Origin of the sequence: Thiomonas bhubaneswarensis (assembly GCF_001418255.1) — a bacterium.
Lineage (GTDB): Bacteria > Pseudomonadota > Gammaproteobacteria > Burkholderiales > Burkholderiaceae_C > Thiomonas > Thiomonas bhubaneswarensis.
This window is the reverse complement of record NZ_LIPV01000005.1, coordinates 226625-252371: the sequence shown is the minus strand read 5'-3', so window position 1 is coordinate 252371 and position 25747 is coordinate 226625. Positions and strand designations below refer to the sequence as shown.

At 65.6% G+C, this 25747-nt stretch carries 27 protein-coding genes; 12 read left to right on the top strand and 15 right to left on the bottom strand.

Annotated elements, in window-relative coordinates:
* The first annotated feature begins 64 nt into the window (after positions 1-64).
* The 3 genes from ASC45_RS08680 to ASC45_RS08670 all read left to right on the top strand — a co-directional run bounded on the left by ASC45_RS08680 (position 65) and on the right by ASC45_RS08670 (position 3469).
* Positions 65-1477, top strand: a complete 1413-nt coding sequence (locus ASC45_RS08680; RefSeq protein WP_055450632.1) for a purine-cytosine permease family protein — start codon at positions 65-67, stop codon at positions 1475-1477.
* Positions 1478-1593: 116 nt separating this feature from the next.
* Positions 1594-2913 carry a solute carrier family 23 protein gene (locus ASC45_RS08675; RefSeq protein WP_055450631.1) on the top strand — a complete coding sequence of 440 codons (1320 nt, stop codon included), beginning with the start codon at positions 1594-1596 and terminating at the stop codon, positions 2911-2913.
* 118 nt (positions 2914-3031) lie between these two features.
* Positions 3032-3469, top strand: a complete 438-nt coding sequence (locus ASC45_RS08670; protein WP_055450630.1) for a hypothetical protein — start codon at positions 3032-3034, stop codon at positions 3467-3469.
* On the opposite strand, the gene moeA is transcribed toward ASC45_RS08670, so the two are convergent.
* The 5 genes from moeA to murJ form a co-directional block, all read right to left on the bottom strand.
* Positions 3470-4756, bottom strand: coding sequence for a molybdopterin molybdotransferase MoeA (gene moeA, locus ASC45_RS08665; protein ID WP_055450629.1), 1287 nt, complete (start codon positions 4754-4756; stop codon positions 3470-3472).
* Positions 4753-5358: a molybdenum cofactor guanylyltransferase MobA gene (mobA, locus tag ASC45_RS08660; RefSeq protein ID WP_055450628.1), complete on the bottom strand. Its 606-nt coding sequence runs from the start codon at positions 5356-5358 to the stop codon at positions 4753-4755. Before mobA ends, moeA begins: the two co-directional genes overlap by 4 nt.
* Before the next feature lies 1 nt (position 5359).
* Positions 5360-5701 carry a hypothetical protein gene (locus ASC45_RS08655; RefSeq protein ID WP_055450627.1) on the bottom strand — a complete coding sequence of 114 codons (342 nt, stop codon included), beginning with the start codon at positions 5699-5701 and terminating at the stop codon, positions 5360-5362.
* A gap of 9 nt (positions 5702-5710) precedes the next feature.
* Positions 5711-6097 (bottom strand): TraR/DksA family transcriptional regulator, encoded by a 387-nt coding sequence (locus tag ASC45_RS08650; RefSeq protein WP_055450626.1) that lies wholly within the window; start codon positions 6095-6097, stop codon positions 5711-5713.
* 97 nt (positions 6098-6194) lie between these two features.
* On the bottom strand, positions 6195-7733 hold the full coding sequence (gene murJ, locus ASC45_RS08645) for a murein biosynthesis integral membrane protein MurJ (RefSeq protein WP_055450625.1): 1539 nt from the start codon (positions 7731-7733) through the stop codon (positions 6195-6197).
* Between the two features lie 265 nt (positions 7734-7998).
* On the opposite strand from murJ, the gene rpsT reads away from it, so the two are divergent.
* On the top strand, positions 7999-8295 hold the full coding sequence (gene rpsT, locus ASC45_RS08640; protein ID WP_055450677.1) for a 30S ribosomal protein S20: 297 nt from the start codon (positions 7999-8001) through the stop codon (positions 8293-8295).
* A gap of 117 nt (positions 8296-8412) precedes the next feature.
* Here rpsT and ASC45_RS08635 read toward each other — a convergent pair whose 3' ends face one another.
* Complete coding sequence (locus ASC45_RS08635) at positions 8413-8814, bottom strand: DUF3579 domain-containing protein (RefSeq protein WP_055450624.1); 402 nt, start codon at positions 8812-8814, stop codon at positions 8413-8415.
* A 234-nt stretch (positions 8815-9048) separates the two neighbouring features.
* Between ASC45_RS08635 and ASC45_RS08630 the strand changes: the two genes are divergently transcribed.
* From ASC45_RS08630 to ASC45_RS08620, 3 genes are all read left to right on the top strand, one after another.
* Complete coding sequence (locus tag ASC45_RS08630; RefSeq protein ID WP_055450623.1) at positions 9049-10236, top strand: aspartate aminotransferase family protein; 1188 nt, start codon at positions 9049-9051, stop codon at positions 10234-10236.
* Positions 10237-10253: 17 nt separating this feature from the next.
* The gene (gene argF, locus ASC45_RS08625; RefSeq protein ID WP_055450622.1) at positions 10254-11189 is read left to right on the top strand and encodes an ornithine carbamoyltransferase; all 936 of its coding nucleotides are present in this window, start codon (positions 10254-10256) and stop codon (positions 11187-11189) included.
* An 85-nt stretch (positions 11190-11274) separates the two neighbouring features.
* A complete protein-coding gene (locus ASC45_RS08620) occupies positions 11275-12348 on the top strand; it encodes a hypothetical protein (RefSeq protein ID WP_174514711.1) in 1074 nt (357 codons plus the stop codon).
* On the opposite strand, the gene ASC45_RS08615 is transcribed toward ASC45_RS08620, so the two are convergent.
* From ASC45_RS08615 to ASC45_RS08600, 4 genes are read right to left on the bottom strand one after another with little or no spacing between them, the layout of a single operon-like run.
* Positions 12318-12638, bottom strand: a complete 321-nt coding sequence (locus tag ASC45_RS08615) for a putative signal transducing protein (protein WP_055450621.1) — start codon at positions 12636-12638, stop codon at positions 12318-12320. The genes ASC45_RS08620 and ASC45_RS08615 overlap by 31 nt on opposite strands.
* The gene (gene rsgA, locus ASC45_RS08610; protein WP_055450620.1) at positions 12635-13600 is read right to left on the bottom strand and encodes a ribosome small subunit-dependent GTPase A; all 966 of its coding nucleotides are present in this window, start codon (positions 13598-13600) and stop codon (positions 12635-12637) included. The genes ASC45_RS08615 and rsgA overlap by 4 nt, the downstream gene beginning before the upstream one ends.
* Positions 13601-13609: 9 nt before the next feature.
* A complete protein-coding gene (locus ASC45_RS08605; protein WP_055450619.1) occupies positions 13610-13954 on the bottom strand; it encodes a 4a-hydroxytetrahydrobiopterin dehydratase in 345 nt (114 codons plus the stop codon).
* A gap of 6 nt (positions 13955-13960) precedes the next feature.
* Positions 13961-15271, bottom strand: a complete 1311-nt coding sequence (locus ASC45_RS08600; protein ID WP_055450618.1) for a M48 family metallopeptidase — start codon at positions 15269-15271, stop codon at positions 13961-13963.
* Positions 15272-15378: 107 nt separating this feature from the next.
* Between ASC45_RS08600 and orn the strand changes: the two genes are divergently transcribed.
* Positions 15379-15981, top strand: coding sequence for an oligoribonuclease (gene orn / locus ASC45_RS08595; protein WP_055450617.1), 603 nt, complete (start codon positions 15379-15381; stop codon positions 15979-15981).
* A gap of 1 nt (position 15982) precedes the next feature.
* On the opposite strand, the gene ASC45_RS08590 is transcribed toward orn, so the two are convergent.
* The 3 genes from ASC45_RS08590 to ASC45_RS08580 are packed head-to-tail and all read right to left on the bottom strand — an operon-like array spanning position 15983 to position 19099.
* The gene (locus tag ASC45_RS08590) at positions 15983-16699 is read right to left on the bottom strand and encodes a class I SAM-dependent methyltransferase (RefSeq protein ID WP_055450616.1); all 717 of its coding nucleotides are present in this window, start codon (positions 16697-16699) and stop codon (positions 15983-15985) included.
* A gap of 31 nt (positions 16700-16730) precedes the next feature.
* Complete coding sequence (locus ASC45_RS08585; RefSeq protein WP_055450615.1) at positions 16731-17369, bottom strand: MarC family protein; 639 nt, start codon at positions 17367-17369, stop codon at positions 16731-16733.
* Positions 17370-17407: 38 nt separating this feature from the next.
* Positions 17408-19099 (bottom strand): AMP-binding protein, encoded by a 1692-nt coding sequence (locus ASC45_RS08580; protein ID WP_055450614.1) that lies wholly within the window; start codon positions 19097-19099, stop codon positions 17408-17410.
* A 133-nt stretch (positions 19100-19232) separates the two neighbouring features.
* Here ASC45_RS08580 and ASC45_RS08575 point away from each other — a divergent pair, with 133 nt between their 5' ends.
* Positions 19233-20747 (top strand): esterase-like activity of phytase family protein, encoded by a 1515-nt coding sequence (locus tag ASC45_RS08575; RefSeq protein ID WP_082454328.1) that lies wholly within the window; start codon positions 19233-19235, stop codon positions 20745-20747.
* 18 nt (positions 20748-20765) lie between these two features.
* Here ASC45_RS08575 and ASC45_RS08570 read toward each other — a convergent pair whose 3' ends face one another.
* Positions 20766-21620 carry a symmetrical bis(5'-nucleosyl)-tetraphosphatase gene (locus tag ASC45_RS08570; RefSeq protein ID WP_055450612.1) on the bottom strand — a complete coding sequence of 285 codons (855 nt, stop codon included), beginning with the start codon at positions 21618-21620 and terminating at the stop codon, positions 20766-20768.
* An 81-nt stretch (positions 21621-21701) separates the two neighbouring features.
* On the opposite strand from ASC45_RS08570, the gene ASC45_RS08565 reads away from it, so the two are divergent.
* From ASC45_RS08565 to ASC45_RS08555, 3 genes are read left to right on the top strand one after another with little or no spacing between them, the layout of a single operon-like run.
* Positions 21702-23078 (top strand): phosphomannomutase/phosphoglucomutase, encoded by a 1377-nt coding sequence (locus tag ASC45_RS08565; protein ID WP_055450611.1) that lies wholly within the window; start codon positions 21702-21704, stop codon positions 23076-23078.
* Between the two features lie 17 nt (positions 23079-23095).
* Positions 23096-24106 carry a lipopolysaccharide heptosyltransferase I gene (waaC, locus tag ASC45_RS08560; protein WP_072243016.1) on the top strand — a complete coding sequence of 337 codons (1011 nt, stop codon included), beginning with the start codon at positions 23096-23098 and terminating at the stop codon, positions 24104-24106.
* Between the two features lie 5 nt (positions 24107-24111).
* A complete protein-coding gene (locus ASC45_RS08555; protein ID WP_342665692.1) occupies positions 24112-25398 on the top strand; it encodes a 3-deoxy-D-manno-octulosonic acid transferase in 1287 nt (428 codons plus the stop codon).
* Here ASC45_RS08555 and ASC45_RS08550 read toward each other — a convergent pair.
* On the bottom strand, positions 25392-25736 hold the full coding sequence (locus ASC45_RS08550) for a rhodanese-like domain-containing protein (protein ID WP_055450609.1): 345 nt from the start codon (positions 25734-25736) through the stop codon (positions 25392-25394). The two genes, ASC45_RS08555 and ASC45_RS08550, sit on opposite strands and share 7 nt — an antisense overlap.
* Positions 25737-25747 lie beyond the last annotated feature (11 nt).

Below are 25747 nucleotides of genomic sequence, written 5' to 3'. Positions count from 1 at the left end.
ATCCGATCCGCACCATCGCAGTGCGGTCTATCGATCCGTTCACACCACGCACAAGGACACTCCCATGTCGACCCTTTCCACGGCGGCCGAGGCGAAGGTCTCTGCCCCATCAGGCATCGAGCAACGCGGCATCGAGCGCGTGATGCCGCACGAGCGCGCGCACATTCGTGTGTTCGACAACTTCACCATGTGGCTGTCGGCCAATCTGGTGATCTCCACCGTGGCGCTGGGCGCGCTGGCGGTGCCGGTGTTCGGGCTCGGGTTCTGGGACAGCCTGGGCGTGATCGTGCTGTTCAACGTACTGGGCGTGTTGCCGGTGGCGTTCTTCGCCACGCTCGGCCCCCGGCTCGGTCTGCGGCAGATGACGATCTCGCGTTATTCCTTCGGCTGGCATGGCGCGAAGATCATGGCGCTGTTCAATGTGGCGGCGTGCATCGGCTGGTCGGCGGTGAACGTGATCGTCGGCGCGCAGATCGTCACGGCCATCAGCGGCGGCGCGGTGCCCACATGGGCAGGCATTCTGCTCATCGCCCTGCTGACCACGGCGGTCAGTCTGTACGGCTATCGCTACGTGCATCGCTACGAGCGCTTTGCCTGGATGCCGATGGCGGCGATCTTTCTCATCGTGCTGTTCACCGCAGGCGGCCAGATGCAGGCGCTGCCCACCCCGGTGTGGACCATGGCGCATGTCGCCTCGCTGGTGTCGTTCGGCGGGGCGATCTTCGGCTTCGCCACGGGCTGGAGTTCATACGCCGCGGACTACAACGTCAACCAGCCGGAGGACACTTCGGCAAAACGGGTGTTCTGGCTGACCTTTTTCGGCGTGATCGTGCCCTGCATGCTGCTGGAGTCGCTCGGTCTGGGGTTGACCACGGTGACGGCGTTCGGCAAGGCAGCGCAGAGTGGCGGTGGCGCCCTGCTGTCCGATGCGTTGCAGCCGCTGGGCGGGGCGGGCAAATTGCTGCTGTTGCTGCTGGCGCTCTCGGTCATCGCTAACAACATTCCCAACGACTACTCGGCCGGCCTGTCGATGCAGGTGCTCGGTCGCGGTTTTCAGAAGATCAATCGCGCGGTCTGGACGCTGATCGGCGCGGTGGTCTATGTGCTCATCGCCATTCCTTCGGCCGCGCACTTCAACGCCACGCTGGAGAATTTTCTCCTGGTGGTGGCTTACTGGCTGGGGCCGTGGGCCATCATCCTGATCCTGGAACATGCGGTTTTCCGCCGAGGTCGCTACGACCTCGACGGCTGGAATACCCCGGGCAAGCTGCCCGTGGGCTGGGCCGCGGTGATCGCCATGGCGGCGGGGCTGTTCGGGGTGTATCTGGGCGCGGCGCAGTCGCTGTTCGTCGGGCCGGTCGCCGGGCTGTTCAATCCGCCCTACGGCATGGACATCGGCTTCGAGCTTGGCGTGCTGTTCGCGGCCGTCGTCTATCTGGCTCTGCGCCGCATCGAACTGCGCGGCTCTAGCCGGTGAACCCGCGCGTTCGACGTCGAGGGTGTCCTGTGCTCGTAGCATGACGGCGTGGCAGCACGCCACCACCGCGGCCAGCCCATGGCCGCGGCACAACAACACGACACACGGAGCTCGACATGGCCGAAGGCTATTTCCCAAATTGGCAACTCAAGACCAGCGGGGTGATCGCCCCGGATGAACGCCTGCCAGGGCCGCAGACCCTGGCCATGGGGCTGCAGCATGTGGTGGCCATGTTCGGCTCCACGGTGTTTGCGCCGCTGCTGATGGGCTTTAACCCCAATATCGCTATTCTGATGAGCGGCATCGGCACGCTGATCTTCTTCCTGGTCGTCGGCGGCCGGGTGCCGAGCTATCTGGGATCGTCGTTTTCCTTCATCGGCGTGGTCATCGCCGCCAGCGGCTATTCCGGCAGCGGAGCCAACCCGAACATCGGTGTGGCGCTGGGCGGCATCATCGCCTGCGGCGTGGTGTATGCGGCGATCGGCCTCATCGTCATGGGCGTGGGCGTGAAGTGGATCGAACGGCTCATGCCGCCGGTGGTGACGGGCTCGGTGGTCGCGGTGATCGGGCTGAACCTGGCGCCGATCGCCATCAAGAGCCACGGCGCCAGTTCCTTCGACGACTGGATGGCGCTGATCACCTTCATCAGCATTGGTCTGGTGGCGGTGTACACCCGGGGCATGGTGCAGCGGCTGCTCATCCTGGTGGGGCTGATCATCGCCAGCGTGATTTACGCCGTGCTGACCAATGGCCTGGGCCTGGGCACGCCGATGGACTTTTCGGGCGTCGCCCAGGCGGCATGGTTCGGCGTGCCTGCGTTCGCCACGCCCGAGTTCCAACCCAAGGCGATGACCCTGATCGTGCCGGTCGTGGTCATCCTGGTGGCGGAAAACCTCGGCCACATCAAGGCCGTCACCGCCATGACGGGCCGCAACCTCGATCGCTACATGGGGCGGGCTTTTCTGGGCGACGGCATCGCCACCATGGTGTCGGGTTCGGTCGGCGGCACGGGGGTGACGACCTACGCCGAGAACATCGGCGTGATGGCAGCGACCAAGATCTACTCCACGCTGATCTTCGCCACCGCCGCGGTGATCGCCATTCTGTTCGGTTTGAGCCCCAAATTCGGTGCGCTCATCCACCTCATTCCTCCGCCGGTGCTGCGGGGCGTGGCCATCGTCATCTTCGGGTTGATCGCCGTGTCGGGTGCGCGGATCTGGGTGGACAACAAGGTGGACTTCTCCGACAGCCGCAATCTCATCATCGTCGCCATCACCCTGATGCTGGGCACGGCCGACTTCACCCTCAAGTTCGGCGATTTTGCCCTGGGCGGCATCGGCACCGCGACCTTCGGCGCCATCCTGCTTTACGCCTTGCTCGGCCGGCGCGGTGCTGCAGCCGACCAGCGCGACAGGCTTCTCGACGCGGTCGAGTAAGTCGCGTGTGCGCATGGATCCAGTGTCACCGTCTGTTGCGACTCTGACTTTCGCTGACCCCCATCTCACGTCACTTGGCGTGCAATAACGGCAGTCAAAGACGCAAGAAAGGTGACGCATGGACATTCAGACCATCGATCAGCAGTATCAGCAACTGCAAGGTCAGGCGCAGCAGGTCGGGCAACAATTGCAGGCACTGGCCGGCAAGCTGCAGACCGCCGCGCAGGGCGGCAATCAGGATGCGCGTGAATGGCTGCTCGATCTGCGCGAAGTGGCACTGGGCGTGCAGGCCGAGCAGCAGCAGATGAGCCAGGTGTTGCAGGCGATTCACGGCATGTGGCAGAACCAGGCGCAGCAGATGCAGGCCATGCCCGCCGCGATGCAGCCGGGCTATATGCCGCAGGGCATGATGGCGCAGAACGCGGCCATGCCGATGCAGCAGGGCGGCGGCATCATGGGCGCGCTCGACGGCTTTCTCAACTCGGGTTTCGGCCGCGCCATGGAAATGGGCGCCGGCATGGGGCTGGGCGACGATCTGATCAACAAGCTCTTTTGATCAGACCAGCCCTTCAAACAGCAGCACATCGACCTCGCCGCCTGTCTGCACGGTTTGCTGATCGTGATGCAGCACGATCAGGCCGTGGGCCTGCGACATCGAGCTCAGCACGCCCGAGCCTTGATTGCCGATGGGGCTGACCTGCCAGCGGCCGTCCGGCAAGGCGGTGAGCAGGCCGCGCTGGTATTCGGTGCGGCCGGGCTTTTTGCGCAGGGTTTGGCTGCTGACCGCGCGCAGCATGGGCTGCGGCTGCGGGCTGGCGCCCATGCCGTGCAACAGCGCCGGGCGGACGAAGGCGTAGAACGTCACCATCACCGCCACCGGGTTGCCCGGCAGGCCGAACAGCCATGCGCTGCGCGCGCCCGAGCGCAACTGCCCGAACGCGAGCGGACGCCCGGGCCGCATGGCAATGCGCCAGAACGCCACTTCGCCCATGCTGGAGAGGGTGCTGCGCAGATAGTCGGCCTCGCCCACGCTGACCCCGCCCGAGGTGATGACCACGTCGGCACATTCGGTGGCGGTGCGCAGCGCAGCTTGCAGCGTCTGCGGCTCGTCCGCCACCACGCCGAGGTCGATGACCTCGCAGCCCAGGCGCTGCAACATGCCCCAGAGGGTGTAGCGGTTGCTGTCATAGACGCAGCCCGCATCGAGCGGCTCGCCGATGGAGCGAAGTTCGTCGCCGCTGGAGAAAAACGCCACGCGCAGCCTGCGCCGCACCGGCACTTCGGCCATGCCCAGCGAGGCCATGAGCCCCAGATCGGCCGGGCGCAGCAGCTTGCCCGCAGGCAGCGCGGTTCGTCCCCGCGCCAGATCCTCGCCGCGCAGGCGGCGGTTGTCGCCGGGGCGCACCACGCCTTGCGGGATGATGACTCTGTCGCCTTCGACGCGGCAGAACTCCTGCGGCACCACGGTGTCGCATCCGGCGGGCATCACCGCGCCGGTCATGATGCGCAAGGCGCTGCCCGCCGTTACTTCGCCCTCGAAGGCATGCCCGGCCAGACCACGCCCGGCGATGGTCAGCACCGTGTCGCCCTGGGCGGCGAGATCGGCACCGCGCAGGGCGTAGCCGTCCATGGCCGAGTTGTCGTGCGCCGGTACGTCGATCGGCGAGGCGATGTCCTGCGCCAGCACGCGGCCCAGCGCCTCGCGCACGGCGACGCGCTCGATCGCCTGCACCGGCTGCACGCTGGCCTGGATGACGGCCAGCGCGGCGTCCACCCGCAGGGCGTTGGGGTCATAACCGCTGACGCAGGACACGACCTGCTGCAGATCGAAGGAAGCTGTCATGGCGATGGGGTTTGCTCCAGACGCTGCAGATCGGCCTGGGTGTTGATGTTCTCAAAGGCATGGGCGTCGTCGAAATCGACGATGGCCAGCGGATGCCGCGTGGTCCACAGGTCGATCTTGCTGCCGCCCGAGGCGACGAAGGCGCGCAGATCGTCGCGCAAACCCGCCTCCATCAGACAGAACACCGGCTGCAGTCTTCCTCCCGCGCGCGGCAGCGCAATGCGTGCGCGCTCAGCTAGCAGCGCCTCCCCCAGACGTGCGGCCAGATCGGGGGGTAGCAGCGGCGAATCGCACGGCGCGGTGAGCAGATACGGCGTGGTGCAGACCTCCAGCCCGGCGAGAAAACCCGCCAGCGGCCCGGCAAAGTCGCGCTCCGGGCTGTCGCTCAGCACCGGGAGCCCCCAGGTGCGATAGACGTCCAAGTTTCGGTTGGCGTTGATCAGCATTGGGCCGACTTGGGGCTGCAGCCGCGCGAGCACCTGTTGCGCCATGGGCAGCCCGCGCCAGGGTTGCAGTCCCTTGTCGATGCCGCCCATGCGGCTGCCGCGTCCGCCCGCGAGAATCAGGCCGGTGATGTCGGCACGGTCGATCGCAGAAACCATGTCAAGGAAGCTCCCGATCGTCCGGTTCGCGAACATGCTGCGTGGCGCGGGAGCCGTCGGCCCAGCGAACCGGGCCTTTCATGATGGACACCACCAGGCAGCCGATGCCCACGGTGAACACCAGCGTGGCGTCGAACAGGCTGACGCCGATGCAGAAAATATCGACCAGATCGCGCATGGGCTGCGGATCGGTGTTGAGCAGGCCTGGCTCGTAGCGGGTCTTGATCCAGGCACCGATGACCCAGGGCAGGCCGACGCCGACGATGTAAGCCGGGATCAGCCAGCGCGTGAGCGTGCGCTCCAGGCCGGGTGGATCAGACGGGAGGGCAGGGCGTGCAGACATGCCCGGATGCTACAGCCGTGCGCCGCCGGGCGTGTGGTGCTGGTGTTCGAAGCGCTGCTGGCACGCGGTGCAGCGCAACACGGTCGGCTCGGCCATCAGCCGGGCCGTTTCGATCTCGGCGCCGCAATCGATGCAGATGCCGAAGTCGGGCGTATCGAGCCGTTGCAAGGCGCGGTCGATCGCCGCCAGCTCGTTGGCGTCACGCGCGGTGGAGGCGATCTCCACCGCGTCCATGGCCTCGACCACAGCCTCGTCGTCGGTCTCGCCGCGATGGCTGCGCACGGCCAGGGTGCCCTCGTCGCTGATCGATTCATCGCGCAGATCGTCCACCATCTGGCTGCGGCGCTGCAACAGCTTGTCGCGCAGGGTTTGACGTTGTTCGGTGCTTAGGCTCATAGCGTTCTCCCGGTTGTCGCATGAATGGATCTCAGCGCCCATCATGCATCCATTGTGAAACCCTACCTCAGCCAGCGGCTTGCGCTGGCGCAACAGCTCATTCGCGGTGGATGAATTGGCGCAGCCGAAAACCCAGCAGCGCCAGGGTTGCGAAATACAGCACAGCGCCCACCGCTAGCAGGCCCAGCCCCATGCCCAGCCGCGTCAGATCGCCGTGCGCGCGATCCCAGGGCAGATTCTGCGCGCCCCAAAGCAGCACGCCAGCCAGGGGCAACTGCGCCAGCGCGATGCGGCGGGCGTAGCCCCCCCAGCCGGGCTGCGGCTGGTACATACCGCGTTTGCGCAAGCCGCGAAACAGCAGGCTGGCGTTGAGCAGCGCGCCGATGGAGATGGCCAGGGCCAACCCCGCGTGACCCAGCCAGGGTACGAACAGCAGGTTCATCAACTGCGTGCAGGCGAGCACGACCAGGGCGATCTTGACCGGCGTGCGCAAATCCTGCCGGGCGTAAAAACCCGGCGCGAGAATTTTGATGCCGATCAGCGCGAGCAGGCCGATGCCGTAGGCACGCAGTGCACTGGTCGTGGCCAGGACGTCGGCATGGTCGAAGCGGCCATAGTTGAACAGCATCGACACCAGCGGCTGGGCAAACAGCAGCAGGGCGATGGCGCTGGGCAGGGCCAGCACCAGGGTGAGGCGCAGGCCCCAGTCCAGCAGTTTGCTGTACTGGGCGCTGTCTTGCGCCGCGCTGGCGCGCGACAGGCTGGGCAGCAGCACGGAGCCCAGCGCGACGCCCAGAATGGCAGTCGGAAACTCCATCAGCCGGTCGGCATAGGCCAGCCACGAGACGCTACCCGGGTGCAGGTGCGAGGCGATCTGCGTGTTGATGACGATCGAGACCTGCGCCACCGAAACCGAAAGGCTCGCGGGCAGCATCTGCTTGACCACCCGGTGCACGCCCTCCGAACGCCAAGCCTTGACAAAGCTCAGACGAAAGCGCGGTACCACGGCGTATCTGCGCAGCGCCGGCCATTGCACCGCGAGCTGCACCACGCCGCCGATCATCACCCCGATCGCCAGGGCAAAGATGGGCGGGTGCACCAGCTTGTGAAAGGCCACGGCTGCGCCGATGATGGCCAGATTGAGCAGCGCCGGTGTGACCGCAGGCACCGCGAAATGCTTCCAGGTGTTGAGAATGCCGGCGCTGAGCGCAACCAGCGAGATCAGTCCGGCATAGGGAAACATCAGCCGCGTCATCCACACCGCCGCGTCAAAGGCCTCAGGGTGCAACCCCGAGGCCGTGAGCCAGACCAGTACGGGCGACAGCAACACCCCGGCCAGACTGATCCCCGCGAGTATCCAGAGCAGGGCGGTCGAGACCTGATCGATCAGTTCCTGGGTCTGCGCCTCCGACTGGGTCTGTCGCGTCTGCGACAACAGCGGCACGAAGGCTTGGGAGAACGCGCCTTCGGCAAACATGCGCCGCAGCAGATTGGGCAGGCGAAACGCCACGTTGAAGGCGTCGGTCCAGGCGTTGGCGCCGAAATAGGTCGCCACCATGATTTCGCGCACCAGGCCGGTGATGCGCGAGGTCAGCGTGAGCAGGGAGATGGTGGAGGCAGCCTTGAGCAGATTCACCGGGCAGCATTATCCCAGATCGTTCATGAGGGCACGGGATGATGGCGAGGCGGGTTGGGGCGTCTTTGACCCCGCGCTTCGCGCCCATAGCTCGAGCTATGGGCTTGTCGCCCGGGGTCAAAGACGCCCCAACCCGACCGCCAGCGCCCGTGCAGGCGCGAAGCGCCGCCTGATGGACAATCTGGGATTCTAGGAACGGCTGGCGTGTGGCCTGTTTTGGTCTATAATGGCGGGTTTTCCGAGCAGGCAACAGGAAGGATTTCACATGGCAACCAAAGCCGCAGCCAAAAAGAAGAGCGTTCGCACCCCGTCGGGTCGCAAGCGCGCGCGTCAATCCATCAAGGCCAACGCCGCCAACACCGCGCTGCGTTCGCGCTTCCGTACCGCCGTGAAGTCGGTGCGCAAGGCCATCGCCGCTGGCGACCACGCCAAGGCCATGGAAGTATTCAAGGCCAACGCTCCCGTGCTGGATTCGATCGCCGACAAGAATATTTTCCACAAGAACACCGCAGCGCGTCACAAGAGCCGTCTGAACGCGGCGATCAAGGCGCTCGCAGCCTGATTTGCCTTGCCTGCTCCGGCCGATTCTCCGCATCGGCCCACAAAAAAGCCCGCAGATGCGGGCTTTTTGTTGCGCCTTCTTCCTCAGTTGAGGGCAACAGGGCGAAGCGTTTTCGCCTCAAGCGGCCTGAAACACGCGTTGCAGTGCGTCACGCGCCACTTGCAGATCGCTCACTTCGGCCTCTTCCTCGGCGAGGTCGGTGAGGCAGGCCTCGAACACGTCGAGTTGGTTGTCGCGGGCGAAGTTCATCAGGAAGTCGAACGCCATCGGCTCGACGTCGCGCAGCGATTCGCTCACCACCAGGCAACGCACGCCTTCCACCAGCGTGGGCACGCAATAGGGCGAGTAGCCGAGGTGGGCTTCCTTGGTGCCCTGACCGGCGGGGCGGAACCGCGCCATCAGCCCGGCGAGACGCTCGGACCAGTCGCTGGGACGGAAGGTGCGGCCATCCTTGGTGATGCCGCGAATGAAAATTTCTCTGGGTTTGACCAGTTGGAGGGAGTGGGGAAGGGCGCTCATGGCTGAATCCTTGAAGAGGCAGTTTTGCTGCGGTGCCGCAATTATGCTGCATCGCAGTATTTCCGGGTAAACCCGAACCGTGATTCTGTGTTTCAGTTGCAACAAACGTCATGTCACCGCGCCGGTCCGTCTGTCACGGCGTGCTCTCTATAATTCCGGCTTTCCCCCCGGCGCGCGGCGCTTTTTGCGACATCTGCCCGCCGGTTTTGCTTTTTTTGCAAAGGAGAATTGCCCATGCCCTCCCATGTGATGAACACCTATGCGCGGCTGCCGATAGCGCTGTCGCACGGAGAGGGTGCCTGGGTCTGGGACACGCAGGGCAGGCGATATCTGGATGCGCTGTCGGGCATCGCGGTCAACACGCTGGGTCACGCCCACCCGCGCCTGGTGGCCGCGCTGCGCGATCAGGTCGGCAAGCTCATCCACACCTCCAATCTCTACCAGATTCCGCTCCAGGAGCAGCTTGCCGATCGTCTTTGCGCTCTGGGCGGCATGGACACGGCGTTCTTCTGCAATTCCGGGCTGGAAGCCAACGAGGCCGCGATCAAGCTGGCGCGTCTGCACGGACACAATCGTGGCATTGCCCGCCCGGAGATCGTGGTGTTCGAGCGTGCATTTCATGGGCGCTCGCTGGCCACGTTGTCGGCCACGGGCAACCCCAAGGTGCAGAAGGGCTTCGAGCCTCTGGTCGAAGGCTTCGTGCGTGTTGCGCTCAACGACGTTGCGGCGCTGCAGGCAGTGGCCGATACCCATCCCGACGTCGTGGCGGTCTTCGTCGAGGCGATTCAGGGTGAGGGCGGCATTCAGCCGGCGCAGGCCGACTTTCTACGCGCAGCGCGCGCGCTCTGCGACCGGCAGGGCTGGCTGTTGATGATCGACGAGGTGCAGTGCGGAACGGGCCGCACCGGCAAGTGGTTCGCCCACCAGTGGGCCGGGGTGAAGCCCGATGTCATCGCCATGGCCAAGGGGCTGGCCTCTGGCGTGCCCATCGGTGCGCTGCTGGCGTGCGGAACCGCCGCGACGACGTTCGGCCCCGGCCAGCATGGCACGACCTTTGGCGGCAATCCCCTTGCCTGTCGCGCGGCATTGGAAACCCTCGCCGTGATCGACGAGGACGGCCTTCTGGCCAACGCGCAGGCGCGCGGCGAGCAGATCCAGCAGGCTTTGCGCCAGGCATTTGCGGGCACGCCCGGCGTGGTGGAGGTGCGCGGCCAGGGGCTGATGATCGGCATCGAGCTCGACTGCCCGGCTGGCGCCCTGGTCGGGCAGATGCTGGAGCGCGGCGTGTTGCTCAACGTCACGCAGGAGCGCGTCATCCGCCTGCTTCCGCCGCTGATCTTCACGCAAGAGCAGGCCGACCTTCTGGTGCAGGCGCTGGTTCCTGCAGTGCACGGGTTTCTGCAAACCGCACCCACGCCGTGACGAACAAGGAGACTGTGATGAAAACGACGCTGCGGCACTACCTGCAATTTTCCGACCTCAGCCGCGAGGAGTACGACTATGTATTCGCCCGCGCCGCGCTGATCAAGGCCAAGTTCAAGCGCTACGAGCCGCATCAGCCCCTGGCCGATCGCACGCTGGCGATGATCTTCGAGAAGCACTCCACCCGCACCCGCCTGAGCTTCGAAGCCGGCATGCATCAACTCGGCGGCGCGGCCATCTACATCAACACCCGCGACAGCCAGCTGGGGCGTGGCGAGCCCATCGAGGATGCAGCGCAAGTGTTTTCGCGCATGGTCGATCTGGTGATGATCCGCACCTACGGTCAGGAGATCGTCGAGCGTTTTGCCGCGCATTCGCGCGTGCCGGTGATCAACGGCCTGACCAATGAATTCCATCCCTGCCAGATCCTCGCTGACGTGATGACCTTTATTGAGCATCGCGGCCCGATCCAGGGAAAGACCGTGGCCTGGATCGGCGATGCCAACAATATGTTCTACACCTGGCTGCAAGCCGCGGAAGTGCTCGACTTCACCCTGCACTTCGCCGGGCCCAAAGGCTATGGCGTGGAGAAAGAGCGGCCGGGCTATGCGCTGAGTGCCGCGCAGATCGCGCATCTGCGCGAGTTCGAAGATCCGCGGCAGGCCTGCGAGGGCGCGCATCTGGTCACCACTGATGTGTGGACCAGCATGGGCTTTGAAGCCGAGAAACTCGCGCGCGAGCAGGCATTCCGCGGCTTCATGGTCGATGCCGAGATGATGGCGCGCGCCCAGGCCGACGCGGTGTTCATGCACTGCCTGCCGGCACATCGTGGCGAGGAAGTGGCCGCCGAGGTCATCGATGGGCCGCAGAGCGTGGTATGGGACGAGGCCGAAAACCGTCTTCACGGCCAGAAGGCCTTGATGGAATTTCTGCTGCTCGGACGTCTCGACTGACGAGTCCTAAGTCGCCTTTAAGCCTGCCTGAGCAAAATTCCGCTGCGGTGCATCATCGAACGATGCACCGTCTGGGAGTACAGGCATGGCGTCCACACAACAGATATCTCCGGCGTCGCATCACGGCAGTGGCGTGCCGAAAGTCAGGCTGCCCTTGCCCACGACCGAGCCGCGCCCTGATGCGCCGAGTCGGTGGAACGACCTGGCGGCGATGCGGGCGTTGCGTTGGGCGCGCATTGTGTTTGGTGTGTGCTTTGCCTTCAATCTCGGGCTGCATTTTCACCCGGAATATGCGGCCCATCTCGCCGCCATCGCTCGGCAGGCCGGCGATGCGGGCATTCAGTCGTCGTGGCAGGCGGCGCTGCATGGCGCGGTCTGGCATGTCTTTTCGGCGATCGGCGTGAATGAGGCGCTGGCACTGCTGTTCGGGATCGAGGCGCTGCTCACCGTCGGTCTGCTGACGGGTTGGGCCTTTCCGGTGCTGGGCTGGCTGGGGCTGGCCTACGAAGGGCTCATGTGGGGCGTGCTCGGAGGTGGAGCGGCCAGCAGGGTCACGATCGTTTATGCACTGGGTTTCGCCTTGTTGTTGCTGCTGCGCGCCTGGCAGGGCTCGGCCTGGTCAGACGCGGCATTGCGGCGGCCTGCAGCGCTGCGGGTACGGTGGGCTTTCTGGCTCACAGCAATACTCTGGGCCACAGCGGCGTGGGCGGCGTGGCAACCGAGTTTGGGGATGCGTCTTTCGCAGTCTCTGGCGCTGGCCCAGACCACCGCGTCAGGATGGCAGGCCGAGTGGATCGCCGTCTGGATGGAGCTTGGCCATGCGATGGGCATGGAGCTTCTTGCGGTGTTTGTCGCCGGGGTCGTTTCCTTGATCGCCTTGGGCTTGTTTCTTGCCCCCTGGTTGTCACGATCTTCTCGGCAAGCGCTGCTTTGGGGTGGAGGGGTCTTCAGCCTTCTGGAGTGGAGCCTGCATGGCGGGTGGGGCGTCTGGACGCTGGGGCGTGGCGACCTCATCAGTGGCGCGGCGATCGGGGCTTTGCTCTTCGCCATGCTCCTGGGGGCGCAAGACTGGCTGGCCGAGCCGCCCGTGGCCGCGCCCTTCGATGCGCAAGCCCGCCGGGCAAGCGATCAGTCGGGTGTCGACATCGGTCGGTTGTGACCGCACTTCCAGCACTGAGCGAACTGGGCGCCGTGCCGTTCGCCACATTCGGCGCAGGTCCAGACGGCGCCGCGAACAGGGTTGCGCAACTCGCGCACCAGTTGCCGGGCGCGCGGCAGATCGGCATCGTCGAGCACCCAGACGGCCGGGTCGCACTGGTCGGGCGGGATCTCGCCTGCGATGCTGGTGAGGTAGCGCGAAAACACCTCGGCGCGCATGCCCGCGGCGTTGAGCGCATCGGCCCAGAGCGTGGCGATGACCAGATTGGGGGCGATTTCCACCCGCTTCATCGTGAGGCGGCCGAGGTGAGTTCGGCGTAGAGCGTGCGGTACAGCGCCAATCGCGCCGCCGAGATGGCGTTCGGATCGGTGGTGAAGACACAGCCCGGCTCATCGCGGTGGGTGCAGTTCTGGAATCGGCACTGGCCGATGCGCGCCCGGATTTCGGGAAAGCCATGCTGCAGTTGCGATACGGAAAGATGGTGCAGGCCGAAGGACTGAAACCCCGGCGAATCCATCAGCGCGCTGCCCTCGGGCAGGCCGGGCAGGGCATAAAGCCTTGTGGCCGTGGTGGTGTGTTTGCCGGCAGACAGGGCTTGCGAAATCTCGCGGGTGGGCGCCTGCGCCTGCGGAACCAGCAGATTCGTCAGACTCGACTTGCCTACGCCCGACGCGCCCAGCAACAAGGTGGTCTGGCCACTGAGCAAGGGCGTGAGCGCCTCCAACGCCGCTTGTGGTGCGGTGCGCACCGAGAGCTCGACGACCTCATAGCCCAGCGCGGTGTAGAGCGCCATTTCAGCGCGCGCGGCGGTGGCCTGCGGCAGATCGCATTTATTGAGTGCCAGGGTGACGGGGATGTCGGCGGCATCGGCGGCGATGAGCGCCCGGCCGATCAGCCCGTGCTGGATGCCGGGGTACGTTGCCGTGACCAGCAGCACCCGGTCGAGGTTGGCGGCGAACATCTTGCTACGCCAGGCGTCTTCGCGCCACAAGGCGTTGCGCCGGGGCTGCACCTGCTCGATGGCCAGCGGCGGATGCCCGGGCGCGAGCAAGACCCGATCGCCGCAGACCACTTCGGCACGCTTGCCGCGCGGCACGCAGGCGACAGCCTCGCCGTTGTCGAGCCGGGCCAGGTAGTGTCGCCCGAACGCGCCGACGATCAGGGCCCCCAGACTGTGGGCTTCTGCAGGGGGATGTTTCGTGTTGCGCTTGCCTTTGGGGCGCTGGGGGGCGATGCGGTCAGGCGCGTCCATGCAGGCGGGTCAGCGCGCAACGCCCTGCGCATACACAGCGTCGGCCTTGGCCGCGCAGATGAAGTCGTTGCGCGTGATGCCCCCAGCCGAATGGGTGTTGAACGCCACGCTGCAACGGTTGTACTGCACCAGCAGATCGGGGTGATGATCTTCGCGGTGCACCACCCAGGCCAGCGCATTGACGAAGGCCAGGGTCTGGTAATAGTTGCCGAAGGAGAAGGTCTTGCGGATGCTGCCGTTCTCGAACGTCCAGCCGTCTAGTCGTTGCAGATAGGACGCGAGCGCCTCGCCTTCGAGGCGATGGCTGGCGTCGAGCGGCGTGCAGTGAGCGTTGCGCAGATCGTCGATAGTCATGGCCGTTCAGGCGGTTGCCGGGGTATGGGTCGAGTTGGGGGCAGCTTCAGGCAGCGCGCCAAGCCGCTCAAGGCGTTGCAGCGCAGGCGGGTGGCTGTAGTAGAAGCGCACATACATCGGGTCGGGCGTCAGCGTGCTGGCATTGTCGCGGTACAGGGTGACGAGGGCTTCACCCAGGGCGCGAGCGTCGCTGTGCTGGGCCGCGTAGGCGTCGGCCTCGAACTCGTGCTTGCGCGAAGTGGCCGCGGCCAGCGGGCTGAAAAACACGCCGAACACCGGCAGCACCAGACTGAACAGAATCAGCGCCAGCGCATGGTTCGGCGCGAACAGATTGGGCATCACCCCCAGGCCCACATAGAACCACACCTGGTTGGACAGCCAACCGAGCAGAGCAAAGCCTGCCAGACTGACCCCGAACATCACCACCATGCGCTTGCGAATGTGGTGACGCTTGTAGTGACCGACTTCGTGCGCGAGCACGCCCTCGATCTGCGCCGGGCTGAGCTGGCCGAGCAGGGTGTCGAACAGCACCACCCGCCGCGCCGCGCCCATGCCGGTGAAGTAGGCGTTGGCATGCGCGCTGCGGCGCGAGCCATCCATGACGAACAGTCCGGACAGCGCAAAGTTGCAGCGCTGCATCAGCGCCTGCGCACGGGTCTTGACCTCGCCGTCGGGCAGCGGCTGAAACTTGTTGAACAGCGGTGCGATGACCAGCGGATATACCACCATCATCAGCAGGCTGAACGCGGTCAGCCCAGCCCAGGCCCAGAGCCACCACCAGCCTCCGGCGACCTGCATGATCCACAGCACCAGCAGGGCAAGAGGCAGCATGAGCACGGCGCTGACCAGAGTGTTTTTCAGCAGATCCAGCGCGTAAGAGCGCGGCGTCTGGCGGTTGAAGCCGAAACGCGCTTCCAGCCCGAAGGTGCGCGCGATGTCCCAGGGCAGATCGAGCAAGGCGCCGATCACGGCGAAGGCCACCAGCAGCGCAAGCTGCCCGCCCAAAGCGGTGCCGAAGGTGCTGCTGACCCAGGTGTTGAGCAGATGCAGCCCGCCTTCGAGCGTCCACACCAGCACGATCATGGCCGAAAACAAGGTGGTCCACAGACCGAAGCGCAGCTTGGCCACGGTGTAATCGGCGGCCTTCTGATGCGCCTCGAGCGAAATGCTGTCGCGAAACGGTGCGGGCACGGCCTCGCGGTGCGCCAGCACATGGCGCTGCTGGCGCTGGGCCAGCCAGAGCTTCAGGGCGGTGCCGCCGATCAGCGCGCTAGCGAACAGCACGCTCCAGGCGAGGGCGAAATGTTGCGGGCTCATGCGAAAATCCTATTTGCTCCGGCCATGCGCCAGATCTTGATAGCAGATTATTCCACCCGGCCGTTTTTCGCCGCGCGCCGCAGCCTTGTCCCCACTGAGTGCATTCCATGTCCGATTCCGCCGCTTCCATCCTCGCCTGTCACGACGATAACCTCATCTGGGTCGACATGGAAATGACCGGGCTGAATCCGGACACCGATCGCATCATCGAGGTAGCCGTGGTCGTGACCGACCCGCAGCTCACCGTGCGCGTGGAGGGCCCGGTGCTGGCCATCCATCAGAGCGACGCCGTGCTGGCCGGCATGGACGCGTGGAACCAGAACACCCACGGCAAATCCGGCCTGACCGATCGGGTGCGCGCCAGCACGGTGGACGAGGCCCAGGCCAGCCGCGACATCATCGCCTTCCTCAAGCGGTATGTGCCTGCGGGCAAGTCGCCCATGTGCGGCAACACCATCTGCCAGGACCGCCGCTTCATGGCCCGCACCATGCCCGAGCTGGAAGCCTATTTTCACTACCGCAATCTGGATGTCAGCACCCTCAAGGAACTGGCGAGGCGCTGGCGCCCGGAGCTGGTGAGCGCCTTCAAGAAGCAGCAAGCGCACACCGCGCTGGCCGACATCCAGGAATCCATCGATGAGTTGCGCCACTACCGTGAGCATTTCCTGCGCGTGCCCGCGGCTGGGATCGATCCTGAAGTGGCGGGGTGAGTTAGTCCGTGCGTTTGCGCAGCAGGCGCACATGCATCGGGCGGGTGAAATGCGCGCCGTCCGCACCGCAATGAGGATCGAACGCGGCTTTCACGCGTTGCCGCAAATCCTCGGTGATCTGATGATCAGCGAAGCTGGGGTAGAGCATGCGCTGCTCGAATGACTCCCAGTTCGCAAAATGCGCGGGCATGTCGAAACGGCGCTCGGCGGTCTGCTCCCAGGCGCCGGTCTGCAGGGCCTGGTCGAGTGCGGCTTGGGCTGCGGCGCGCACCGTGCCCTCGTCGTTGTAGAGCTTGACGATGTCGTTGAGCGCGCCGTCGTAAACCGGCTCCGAAACGTAAAACCAACCGCCGGGCCTGAGCACCCGCCATGCCTCGGCCAGCGCCTGCGGCATCTGAGCTACCGGCACATGGTGCAGCGATTTGAGCATCAACGCACCGTCGAAACGCGCGTCGGGAAAAGGAATGGCCGTGGCGCTGTCGGGCAGGAACTGCAGTCGGCCACTGAGCTCGGGCGCCAGGCGTGCGAGGTTCTTGGCGTGCTGCACCGCGTCCACCTCCAGCGCGGCGGCGCTGAGGTGAGGATGGCGACGGAGCATATCGGTGAGCATGCGGGCATTGCCGCAGCCCAGTTCGATCAGATCATGCGCTTCGGGCAGACTGACCAGAGCGGACAGGACTTGGAGTTCGTCGGTGACGAGATCTTGCTGCGGGTTCATGGGCGCAAATTTTAGGAGCCTGTCGGGCCGGTCAACTCCGGGACATGAAAACATGCTGCAGGCTGGCAAGCATCATCTGCATGGCGATGGCCGCGAGGATCATGCCCATCAGACGTTGAGTGATGGCGGTGGCCTTGGCCGACAGGTAGTGGCCGATCAGCGGCGCGGCAAACAGCCCGGCGCTGAGCAGCAGCAGGAATGCGCCCAGACCGATGCCGAAGGCGATGGCCTGCCCGCTCACGGCGGCTTCATGGCCAAGGATGATCATGCTGGTGATCGTGCCCGGACCGACCAGCAGCGGAATGGTCAGCGGGTAAACCGCCATGTCCTCGGCGTTGCGGTCGGCGAGGTCGCCGTTTTCCGCAGGCGTGGACGCGTGCTGGCTGCTCGGGCTGCCATGCACCATCGACAATGCGATGAGCAGGATCAACAGACCGCCGGCGAGCCGAAAGTCGTCGATGCCAAGGCCGAACACATGCAGGATGGCCTGTCCGGCCACAGCCGAAATGATGCAGCCGACTGTGACGCCCAGGATTGCGGTCAAGGCGATGCGCCGCCGCGCGGCATCGGACGCTCCGCTGGTCAGCGAGAGAAACACCGGGATGTTCGCGATCGGGTTCATGATGGCAAACAGCGCGGTGAACACCTTGATGGCGAATCCGATGTCCATGCGAGAACTATAGCCGCGTGGTCGCGAACGGGCTGCGTCTAGCCGTTGAAGTCCTCCTCGTAAAACTCCTGTTCGCCGCGCTTGCCTGGCGACCGTGTGGACTCGATCTTGCGCAACTCCACACGGCGGATCTTGCCGGATATGGTCTTGGGCAGATCGAAGAACTCGATGCGGCGAATGCGCTTGTACGGCGCGGCGCGCTCGCGCACGAAGGCGAGAATCTCACGGGCGAGGTCGGCGCTGGGCGCAAAGCCGACGCGGCACGACACAAAGGCCTTGGGAATGGTCAGCCGCAGCGCATCGGGGCAGGGCACCACGGCGGCTTCGGCCACGGCCGGGTGCTCGATCAGCAGGCTCTCCAGCTCGAAGGGGCTGATGCGGTAGTCGGACGACTTGAACACATCGTCGGTGCGGCCGACGAAGGTGTAGTAGCCGTCGGCATCGCGTTGCGCCACGTCGCCGGTGTGATAGAGGCCGTCGTGCAGCGCCTGGGCAGTCTTCTCGGCATCGCCCGCGTAGCCGACGAGCAGGCCGGTCGGGCGCGGCTCGGTCTCGACGCAGACTTCGCCTTCTTCAGCCGGGTTGCCGTCGATGTCGACCAGCCGGATGCGGTAACCCGGCATCGGCCGCCCCATGGCACCGGGTTTGAGCGGCTGGCCGGGACTGTTGCCGATGAGCGCGCAGGTCTCGGTCTGGCCGTAGCCGTCACGGATGATGATGCCCCATGCCGACCGCACCCGCTCGATGACTTCCGGGTTGAGCGGCTCGCCCGCGCCGACCAGTTCGCGCAGCTTCACCGGATAGCTCTTCAAGTCTTCCTGGATGAGCATGCGCCACACCGTGGGCGGCGCGCACAGCGTGGTCACGCCGCAGCGCGACAGCGTGGCCAGCGTGGCAGCGGCGTTGAACCGGCTCTGGTTGAAGGCGAAGATCGCGGCGCCGGCGTTCCACGGCGCGAAAAAGCTGCTCCAGGCGTGCTTGGCCCAGCCGGGAGAGCTGATGTTCCAGTGCACATCGCCGGGCTGCAGTCCGATCCAGTACATCGTCGCCAGCGTGCCCACGGGATAGCTCTGGTGGGTGTGCAGAACCAGCTTGGGTTTGGACGTGGTGCCGGAGGTGAAGTAGAGCAGCAAGGGGTCGGTGGCATTGGTGATGCCGTACGGGGTGAACGCGGTCGGGGCGTCGTCGGCCCCCGAGAGCGCGATCCATCCGGCCGGTGCGTCGCCTGCGGCAAACCGGCCTGCGACTCGCGACCAGATCGCCTGGGGCAGGGCGGCGAACTTCGCGGTGTCGGCTGGAAGGCAGACAACGTGGCGGACCTCGCCGCGAACGATGCGATCTTCGAGATCGGTGGGCGTGAGCAGCGTGGTGGCCGGAATCATCACCGCGCCAAGCTTGATGCAGGCGAGCATGACGTCCCACAGAGCCACGCAGTTGGGCAGCATCAGCAGCACGCGATCGCCTCGCCCCACGCCCTGTGCGCGCAGGAAGTTGGCCATGCGCGCGGAACGTCGTGCCATGTCGGCAAAGCTGTGGCGGGCCTCGCTGCCGTCTTCTTCGACGATCCATAGCGCCAGCGCCTCGTTGCCCTCGGCCATGGGGTCGAAATAGTCCAGCGCCCAGTTGAAACGGTCGAGCGCGGGCCACTGGAACTCGGCATAGGCACGGACGTAGTCGGTGCGGTGGCGTAGCAGCAGGTCGCGCGCGGTGAGAAAGTCTTGATGGACCATGGTGTCTCCTCTTTGTCTGGGTCTGTTTCGCCTGATTTGATGGTAGGCGATCAAGACCACAGTGACACCTGGTCACTGAGATGTCACAAAAAGAACATAAGGTTACAAAAAAGACGACACCACGGAGGTTTTCATGCATCACCCGACCACATCATGGCACTGGCTGACTGCCGCGCTCGCCGCGCTATCGCTGGGCGCCTGCGGAGGCGGCTCTGGTAATTCCGTTGTTCAGCAGTCCACACCGGTAACACCTGTGGTGGCCGCAGCGGGCACTTACAGCATCACGACGGATCTGCTGGCGCCCGTCGTCTTCAGCACGGCCAGTGCGCCAGCAGCAGCCAGTGCGCCACAAGCGCAATCTCAGCCGTTCCAGATGACCGTGGGCTATGGCAGCGCGGCGTTTCACGACCCCAAGGATGCGCTCAATGTGCTGTGGACGTCCTCCGACCGCGGGCCGAACATCGATTGTGAGGACGTCGCCGATGCGCCCATCAGCATCAAAGGGTTTTGCGGCAATTTGGCGGGCAAGATCTTCCCGGATCCGAGTTTCGATCCTTCGATCTATCAGGTGCAATTGGCTCAGTCGGGTGGCCAAAACATGGCCACAACCCTCAAGACTCTGAAAATCGTCGACAACAATGGCAATCCAGTGACTGGGCTTTCCAACGACCTGCCCGATCGCCCCAAGGATCTGACCAAAACGACCTCTAGCGATAAATCGGTGTCCAACACCGAACTGGCCTTTACCAAGACGCTGGGCTCCCTGCCATTCAACCAGAATGGGCTGGACACCGAGGCCATGGTGCGTCTGGCCGATGGCAGTTTCTGGCTGGGCGACGAATATGGTCCCAGCCTGGTGCATGTCTCGGCCACGGGTCAGGTGCTGGAGCGTGTCGTGCCCAATGACAGCGGCGTGGTCAACCCGATCACGAACAAGAGCATGAGCGTGTGCGATGCGCTGAAAAACGGCACGGCTGGCGCGCAAGCCGCAAACTATCCGATCAACTGCGCGCTTCTTGGCATCACGGATCTGCGCAGCTTGAACCGCGGCATCGAGAGCGTTGCCCTGTCGGCAGACGGCAAGACACTGTATTTCTCGATCCAAAGCCCGCTGTCCAACCCGTCGAAAGACGCCTACAAGATCTCGCGCAATGTGCGACTGTTCACGGCTTCCCTGAAGTCAGACGGCAGCTTTGGCCAGGTGACGGGGGAGTATGTGTATGTGCTCGATACGCCCGACACCTTTGCCCTCGACAACTCGACCAAGCAGAACGACGTGAAACTCTCCGAGATGAGCGTGACGCCAGGCGGCAAGCTCATCCAGCTCGAGCGCATCAGTCTGACCACCAAACTCTATGCAGTCGATCTGAGCAAAGCGACCAATATTCTCGGCACCAAGTGGGATGATCGCGCGACCCAGCCGTCGCTGGAGCAGCAGACTGACCTGGCATCGGCGGGCATCGTCCCCGTGACCAAGACGCTGGTGTTCAACACCGCCACCGACGCCAAGGCCGCCACGAATCCCGGCAAGGTCGAGGGTCTAGCTTTTCTCGATCCCAACAATTTTGTGCTGACGACCGACAACGATTTCGGCATCGTCTCGCCGCAGTCTTACTTCTACGTCATCAACAAGGCGCTGGGGCAGTAAGCTAGGCGCCGTGCGGATTCAGTCCGTCATCGGCGCCAGGCTGCGGTCGCAGGGGATCTGAGTGACCTCCAGCCAGGGTTGTCCGGCGGGCGGCAGCTTCACCGCGGTGAGCGTGCCGCCCCACAGACACCCGCTGTCCAGGCACAGGGCATTGTGTGCCCAGTGCAGGCCCAGGGTGGACCAGTGGCCGAAGGCGATGGGGGTCTTCGCGGTGCGGCGCTGCGGCAGCGCAAACCAGGGCTGGAGTTCGGCGGAGGCGCCGTTGGCGCTGGCCTGTTTGTGGTGGAAATCCAGTCGCCCGGCGTGAGGGCCGGTGGCCTGGAGGAAGCGGGCGCGGGTGAGGGTGTTGACCACGATGCGCAGGCGGTCGAACCCTGCCAGATTCTCGCTCCACTCGTCGGGCTGGTTGCCGAACATGACGCGCAGGAAGTCCACATAGTCGGGCGCGCGCAGGCGACGCTCCACTTCGGCAGCGAGTTGCAGCGTCTTTTCGGCCGACCACTGTGGCAGCACGCCAGCGTGCACCAGCAGCCAACCCTGTTCCATCAGCGCCAGAGGGCGGCTGCGCACCCAGTCGAGCAACTCGGCGCGGCGCGGGGATTGCAGGATGTCGTCCAGCGTGTCATTGCGGTGCGCCTTGCGCACACCGTGCGCCACAGCCAGCAGATGAAGGTCGTGGTTGCCCAGCAGGCACTGCGCGCTGTCGCCCAGGGCCATGAGCCGCTCGATGCTCTGAAGCGATTGCGCACCGCGGTTGACCAGATCGCCCAGGACGACGAGCCTGTCATGCGTCGGGTCGAACCGCAGCGCGTCGAGCAGGGCGCTGAACGCGTCTGCACAGCCCTGCACGTCGCCGATCAGATAGGTCGCCAAAGCCTCTCCTTAGAATCTTCAAACTGACCATACTATCGACGCAAGTTGAAGTTTGCTTGCCCGTCGTTCACCGGAGCCCTCATGGCGCAGCTCGATCCCTCGATTTTCAAGGCCTACGACATTCGCGGCATTGTCGGCAAGAGTCTCACCGAAGACGCCTGCCGCCTGATCGGCCAGGCTTTCGCCACCCTGGCCCGCCGTGGCGGCGAGACGGCGGTGAACATCAGCCGCGATGGGCGGCTCTCCGGCCCCGCCTTGGCCAAGGCGCTGGGCGATGGGCTGCGTGCCGGCGGGGCGGACGTGATCGACCTCGGCATGAATGCCACGCCCATGCTGTATTACGCCTGCGCCACCACGCCGGTGGTCAGTGGCATCCAGATCACCGGCAGCCACAACCCGCCGGAATACAACGGCCTGAAGATGGTGCTTGGCGGCAACGCCCTGTTCGGCGAACAGATTCAGGCGCTGCGCGAGTTGACGGTGAGTGAAGACTTCGCCATCGGCACGGGGACGCTGCGCCAGGCCAGCATCGTGGACGACTACATCGGCCGCATCAAAGGCGATATCAAGCTGGCGCGCCCGATGAAGGTGGTGGTCGATGGCGGCAATGGGGTATCGGGCGCGTTCGCGCCGCGGCTGCTGCGCGAGATCGGTTGCGACGTCGTCGAACTGTTTTGCGAAGTCGACGGCACCTTTCCCAACCATCACCCCGACCCCGCCGACCCGCACAACCTCGAAGATCTCATAAGCACCGTGCGCGACACCGGCGCCGAACTCGGGCTGGCTTTCGATGGCGACGGCGACCGGCTCGGCGTGGTCACGCCCAGCGGCGCCATCATCTGGCCCGACCGGCAGCTCATGCTCTACGCCGCCGAGGTGCTGGAGCGCAATCCCGGCGCGCCCATTCTGTTCGACGTGAAATGCACCGCGCAACTTCCCGCTTGGGTGCGCAGGCATGGCGGCGAACCGGTGATGGGTCGCACCGGGCATTCGCTGGTCAAGGCCAGGATGAAGGAAATCCAAGCCCCGCTGGCCGGCGAGATGAGTGGCCACATCTTTTTCAAGGATCGCTGGTACGGCTTTGACGACGCGCAGTACGGCGCGGCGCGACTGCTCGAAATCCTTTCGCGCACGGACAACCCCGGCGCCGTGCTTGAAGGACTGCCCGATTCGGTCTCCACCCCGGAGCTCAAGCTCGATACCCCCGAGGGCGTCAACTTCACCTTGTGCGAGCGCCTGCAGCGCGAGGGCCGCTTTCCCGGCGCGGTGCAGATCAGCACCATCGACGGCGTGCGCGCCGACTACGCCGACGGTTTCGGCCTGGCGCGTCCGTCCAACACCACGCCTTGTGTGGTGCTGCGTTTCGAGGGCGTCGATGCCGCCGCGCTGGCGCGGGTGCAGACCGAGTTCCGCGCAGCCCTGCTCGCGCTGGACCCGGCGCTGAAGCTGCCGTTCTGAACCGGACTGACTTCATCTTGCGCGTCCTGATCGTCAAGACCAGTTCGATGGGCGACGTCGTGCACGCCCTGCCGGTGGTGCACGACATCCTGAGCGCACACCCCGGCGCGCAGATCGACTGGCTGGTCGAGGAAGCCTACGCCGACATCGTGCGCGCGCATCCCGGTGTGCGGCGGGTCATCCCGCTGGCGCTGCGGCGCTGGCGCAAGGGTTTCTGGCGGGCCGACGTGCGCCGCGAATGGCGCGAGTGGAAGGCGGGGCTGCGCGCCGAGACCTACGACGCGGTGATCGATCTGCAGGGTCTGGTGAAAAGCGCGCTGATCGCGCGCCTGGCGCGCGGGCCGCTTTACGGCCTGTCGTGGGCCAGTGCGCGCGAAGCTCTGGCGCCGCTGTTTTACCGCCACCGCCAGAAAACCTCACTGCACCGTACCGAGGCCGCCGTGCCGCGTTATCGCGCGCTAGTCGCTTGGGCTTTGGGTTACGCCCCGGAGGGCAAACCACGCTACGGCCTGAGCCTGCAGGCCAAGTGTCCCGAATGGTTGCCCGGCGAGGCGTCTTACGTCATGCTGCTCAGCGCCACGGCCAAGGATCGCAAGCTGTGGGACGAGGCGCGCTGGATCGCCCTCGGTCAGGCGTTGGCGGCGCAGGACAGGGCGTGCGTGTTTGCCTGGGGTAATGCCGCCGAGCGCGAGCGCGCCGAGCGTCTGGCCGCGGCGGTGCGGGCGGGTGATGGCGCGGCCGCTGCTGCGGCGCAGGCGGCACCGTCGGCCTTCGGCTTGGCCGAATGGATGCGGGTTTTGCGAGGCGCAAGCGCCGTCGTCGGGGTCGATACCGGGCTGCTCTACTTGGCTGCGGCGGTGGGCACACCCGCTGTGGCGATCTACACCGGCTCGTCGCCGCACAGTGTGGAGTTCGAATCGGCCGGGCCCTGGCGCAGTCTGGGTGACAGCGGCCAACAGCCTGCGGTGGACGCGGTGTGGCAGGCGACGCAGGCCGTTCTGGCAGAGAGTCACCGCCCTCGCGGGTGAGATCGGTGTTGCGCCTCTACACCTTGCTCTGGCGCCTGCTGCTGCCGCTGGCGTTCGTCCGGTTGTGGTGGCGCGGGCGCGCGGAGCCGCTCTATCGCCAGCATTGGGCGCAGCGACTGGGCTGGTATCGCGGCGAATCGCCCTTATTCGCTCGTGGGGACGGGCCGCGGATCTGGGTTCACGCCGTCTCGCTGGGTGAAACCCGTGCGGCGGCGCCGCTCATCGCCGCTTTGCGCGAGCAGGTGCCGGGCATGCGACTGCTGCTCACCCACATGACGGCCACTGGGCGTGAGGCGGGGCGGGCGCTGCTGCTGCCCGGTGACGAACAGGTCTGGCTGCCCTATGACCTGCCGGGGCCGATGCGCCGGTTTCTGGCGCGCCATCGGCCGGATTGCGCGGTGCTGATGGAAACCGAGGTCTGGCCGAATCTGGCGGCGCAATGCCTCCGCGCCGGGGTGCCGCTGCTGTTGGCCAATGCGCGGTTGAGCGAGCGCAGCGCGCGCCGCTGGCAGCGCTGGCCCTCGTTGGCGCGCGTGGCCTGGGGCGGGTTGCAGGCTGCGGCGCAGACAACCGACGACGCCCGGCGCATCCTGGCCTTGGGCGCGGCGAACGCGCTGGTGCTGGGCAATCTGAAGTTCGACATGCATCCTGACCCGGCTTTGCTGCGGCGCGGCCAGGCATGGAAGGCGGCGGCGGGGCGGCCGGTGCTGCTGCTGGCCTCCACCCGCGAGTCGGGCGGGCGCAGCGAAGAGGCGCTGCTGCTGGACGCGCTGCCCGCGGCGCTCGCGCAACGGGTGCTGCTGGTGTGGGTGCCGCGCCATCCCCAGCGTTTCGACATGGTCGCGCAGTTGCTGCAGGCGCGGGGCCTGTCGGTGCAGCGGCGCAGCGCATCGCAGCCCACGCCGCAGACGGCTGTCTGGCTGGGCGACTCGGTCGGTGAAATGGCGGCGTATTACGCCATGGCCGACGCGGCCTTCATCGGCGGCAGTCTGCTTGCCCTGGGTGGGCAGAATCTGATCGAGGCCTGCGCTTGCGGCTGCCCGGTGGTGCTGGGGCCGTCGCAGTTCAATTTTGCGGCTGCGGCGCAGGCGGCATTGGATGCAGGGGCTGCCGTGCAGGCGGCCGACGCTGCGCAGGTCTGGGCGGCTCTGAGCGACTGGATCGACAACGCCGACGCTAGCCAGCAGGCGGCGCAGCAGGCGCTGGCATTCGCGTCAGCGCATCAGGGTGCGGCGCGCAGGCAGGCCGAGTGGATTGCTGCGGCGCTCGCCCCCGACGCCAGTGCTCAGTAAAGCGGCACCGAAGGGTCGATCTCGCGCGACCATGCGGTCATGCCGCCGTTGAGGTTGTAAAGCTCACCAAAACCGTTTTGCTCCAGAAAGCGGGCAATCATCATGCTACGGTTGCCGCTGCGGCAGATGACGACTAGCGGCTTGGCCGGATCGAGCTCGTTCTGGCGCAGAGGCACCACGCTCATGGGGATGTGAACCACCGGGCAGTTGGGATGCTTGATGGCCGCCATCTGGAACTCCCAGGGCTCGCGCACGTCGAGGAATTGCCATTCGGTGATGGGGCCGGTGGCAGCTTCGACCTTGTCGGCCAGCTCGCGCACGCTGAGTTGCTTGATCATTAGGGAGTCCT